General features: G+C 64.5%; 1 protein-coding gene and 1 pseudogene. One reads left to right on the top strand and one right to left on the bottom strand.

Annotation, left to right across the window (positions count from 1 at the left end):
• A pseudogene (locus GXH28_RS15255) lies at positions 1-1,049 on the top strand (insulinase family protein); the annotation flags it as partial.
• A gap of 88 nt (positions 1,050-1,137) precedes the next feature.
• Here the strand turns inward: GXH28_RS15255 and GXH28_RS15260 are convergent.
• Positions 1,138-3,633, bottom strand: a 2,496-nt coding sequence (locus GXH28_RS15260) for a PAS domain S-box protein (protein ID WP_169239877.1), incomplete at its 5' end; no start/stop codon positions are given.

The following is a 3,633-nucleotide window of genomic DNA, read 5'->3' on the forward strand; positions in this document are numbered from 1 at the left end:
GCGCCAAGAGCACCGTCGCCCAGTTCGACGACCTGCTCGACATCCTGCGCGACGTGCTGCGGAACGCCCGACTCGACAACCGCGAACGCTTCAAACAGATCGTGTTGGAGAACAAGGCCAGCATGGAGAGCAGCCTCGTCCCCAACGGCCATGCGTTCGTCAACGTTCGCCTGCGGTCGGCTTTTAGCCGGTCCGACTGGGCTGCCGAGCAGATCGGCGGCGTGAGCCAGCTCTTCTTCTTGCGCCGGCTGGCCGAACAAGTGGAGCGCGATTGGGACAGGGTGCTGGCCCGGCTGATTCGGGTGCGCGACCGGCTGATCACGCGCCAGAGCATGGTCGCCAACGTCACGCTCGACGCGAAGAACTGGGACGCGCTTCAACCGAAGCTGCGCGACTTCATCGGCCAATTACCATTCACCAATCATCAGTCCTCCGATTGGCCCGATGGCGCCGACACGGTCAACGAAGGGCTGACCATCCCGGCGCAGGTGAACTATGTGGGCAAGGGCGTGGATCTATACGCGCTCGGCCACAAGTTGAGCGGGACGTGGCTGCCGGTGCAGAACTACCTGCGCACCGGCTATCTGTGGGAGCGCGTGCGCATGCAGGGTGGCGCCTACGGTGGCTTCTGCACCTTCGACGTGCGCAGCGGCGCATTCACCTTCCTCTCCTATCGCGACCCCAACCTACTCGGCACGCTTCGCAACTACGACGGCGCCGCCGCTTTTCTGCGTCAGCATCCGCCCAGTGAGGACGAGGTGACGCGCACGATCATCGGCGTGATCGGCGACATGGACGACTACATGCTGCCCGATGCCAAAGGCTTTACCTCGATGGTGCGCTACCTAGCCGGCGATACCGAGGAAGCACGCCAGCGCATTCGCGAAGAGGTGCTCGGCACCACGCCGCAGGACTTCGTGCGCTTCGCCGACATCCTGGACGATGTGAACGCGCATGGCCGCGTGGTGGTGGTGGGCGCGCCGCAGGCCATCGAAAAGGCCAATGCCGAGATGGGTGATGCCTGGCTGAACGTGACCAAGGTAATGTAGGCAGGCGTGGAGCCGGCGGCTTCATGTGTGCCAGCAAGAGATGGGGCGAACGACTCGGTCGCCCCTGCAATTGTGCGAATCGCCGGCTTTACGAGGACGGCGAGACCGGATCGGCAGGCGGCTCGGGTGGGGAAGGCGGCGTTTCCGGTTCTGGTTCAGAGGACTTCGGCGCTTCGGGCTCGCGACTTCGGCCGCTCCGGTCGCCTTTGCGCTGATCGTCGAGCTTCTCGTCCATCTCGCGCAGGATCGCCTCGACGCGTGCGTGCAGCGTGCCCTCCGGGAAGCGTCCATCTGCGCCGCGTACGCCCGCCGGCATGCCGAACATCAACTCGATCAGATCGTCCACGTGCTCGATGGCGATGACCTTGAACAGCCCGGCGCGCACTGCCTCGACGACGTCCTCGCGCAGCATCAGGTCTTCGGCGTTAGCCGCCGGGATGATCACCCCGTGCGTGCCATCCAGGCCGCGTGCCTGGCACACATCGAAGAAGCCCTCGACCTTTGCATTCGTCCCGCCGATGGGACGAACGAAGCCGAACTGGTCGAGCGTGCCGGTCACCGCGTAATGCTGCGGGACGGGCAGACCGGTCACTGCCGACAGCATTGCAATCAGCAGCGCGCACGATGCGCTGTCTCCCTCGTGGCTGCCGTAGCTCTGTTCGAACGTGACACTGGCCGACAGCGTGAGCGACCGTTCGATCGAATATAGGCCGCTGAGGTAGCTGTCTACGATGGCGAGGCCTTTGTTGTGCGTCGCGTCGGTGAAGTTCACGTTGCGGTCAATGTCGCTGATGCCGCTGCGCGTGAGATAGCTGCGCGCCGTGATGCGGCTGGGCTGCGCGAACTCGTACTCGACCAGGTCGAACACCGACAGCGCGTTGATCTGCCCAACGGCGACGCCGGTGGTCTGCACGAAGTAGAAGCCTTGCAACAAGTATTCCCGCTGGTCTTCCTCATAGCGATTCAGTCGTTGGCGGCGTTCGCGCAGCGCCGTGCGCACGTCCTCGGCGCTCACGGCGGCGCGGCCGGCGCGCTTGGCCCAGAAAGCCGCTTCGCGTGCAACGTCGGCGATCTCGCTGAAGCGCGTGGTGAGCTTGCGCTGGTCTTCGATGTAGCGTGAGCCGTGCTCCACCATCGCTGCAACGCCCGTCCGGTCGAACGCCATCAAGTCCTCGTCTTGCATGCGGTTGCGCAGGAAATACGCGTAGGCCAGCTCGTTCTCCGGCGTGCGCGGCATGCGCGTGCTGAACTCGGCTTTGACCTTGAACAGCGCGCCGAAGTCCTCATCGCGGCTGGCCGCCCAGTAATCGGTCGAGTTGCCCAGCAAGATGACCTTGACGTCCAGCGGGATAGGCTGTGGCTCCAACGTTGGCGTGGTGATCAGTTGTGTCTGCACGTTCGGTTCCTCGATCGTGACAGAACCTCTGAGTAAGCAGCGCTTCAGCGCGAACCAAGCATCCTCGTGGCGCAGGATGTCGCGCGCCACGTTGGCGGCCTGCTCGGGCTGACGCAGGTTCTCCAACAACAAGGTGAACTCGTCGCCGCCGCGGCGCGAGAGGGTGTCGGACTTGTGCAGTCGTCTCTTGAGACGCGCAGCGATGGCCTCCAGCAGGGTATCGCCGACCTGGTGACCGAGGCTGTCGTTGAGCTGTTTGAAATGGTCGAGGTCGAAATACAGCACGGCGAGCCGCTCGCCGTGCCGCGTGGCCTGTTGAATGGCGTGCTCCAGTCGCTCGTCGAACAGCAGCCGGTTGGGCAGCCCCGTCAGGGCGTCGTGGTAGGCCAGTCGCTCCAGGCGGGCCTCGGTCTGTTTGATATGACTGATGTCGGAGAACATGGCCACATAGCCCGTCACCCGACCCGACTCATCACGCACCGCGCTGATGGTCTGCAGGAGCGGAATGACTTCACCGTTCTTGTGCCGGTTCCAGATCTCGCCACGCCAATGGCCGGTCTGCTCGAGGGCCTGCCACATGGCCTGGTAGAACGCCTCGTCGTGGCGGCCGGAGGAGAGCATGTTCGGGTGCTTGCCCTGCACCTCTTCGGCGGTATAGCCGGTGATCTCACTGAAGGCGCGGTTCACCGCAACGATGGCGCCTTGTGCATCGGTGATCATGATGCCTTCAGTGGTGTTGTCGAAGACGATGGCGGTCTGGCGCAGGCGCTCTTCGGCGGCCTTGATGGGGGTCACGTCGAACAGGGCGCCGCTCAGGTGATCCGGCCGTCGCCCACCCGTGCCGCCATGCGCTCGACCGCTCGCGAGCACCCAATGCACCGTCCCGGCCTTGTCCAGGATCCGGTATTCGGCCACGAAGCTGCCGCGCTCGCGCAGCTGTTGATGGATTTCGCCGAGCACCCGGTCGCGCCCTTCCGGATGAATGAGACTGACCAGACCACGCCCGCCCTGGATGAACGCATCCGGCGTGTAGCCCGTCAGGGTCTCGATCAGCGGGCTGACGAAGCTGACCGTCCAGTCCTTGTCCAGGGCGCAGCGGTAGACCACGCCGGGGATGTTGGTGACCAGACTGCGAAACTCCTCTTCGCTCGCGGCCAGGGCCTCCTGCGCCAGCCTCAGGTCGGTGAT

Origin of the sequence: Candidatus Roseilinea sp. NK_OTU-006 (genome assembly GCF_012931985.1) — a bacterium.
Classification (GTDB): Bacteria; Chloroflexota; Anaerolineae; order J036; family Brachytrichaceae; genus JAAFGM01.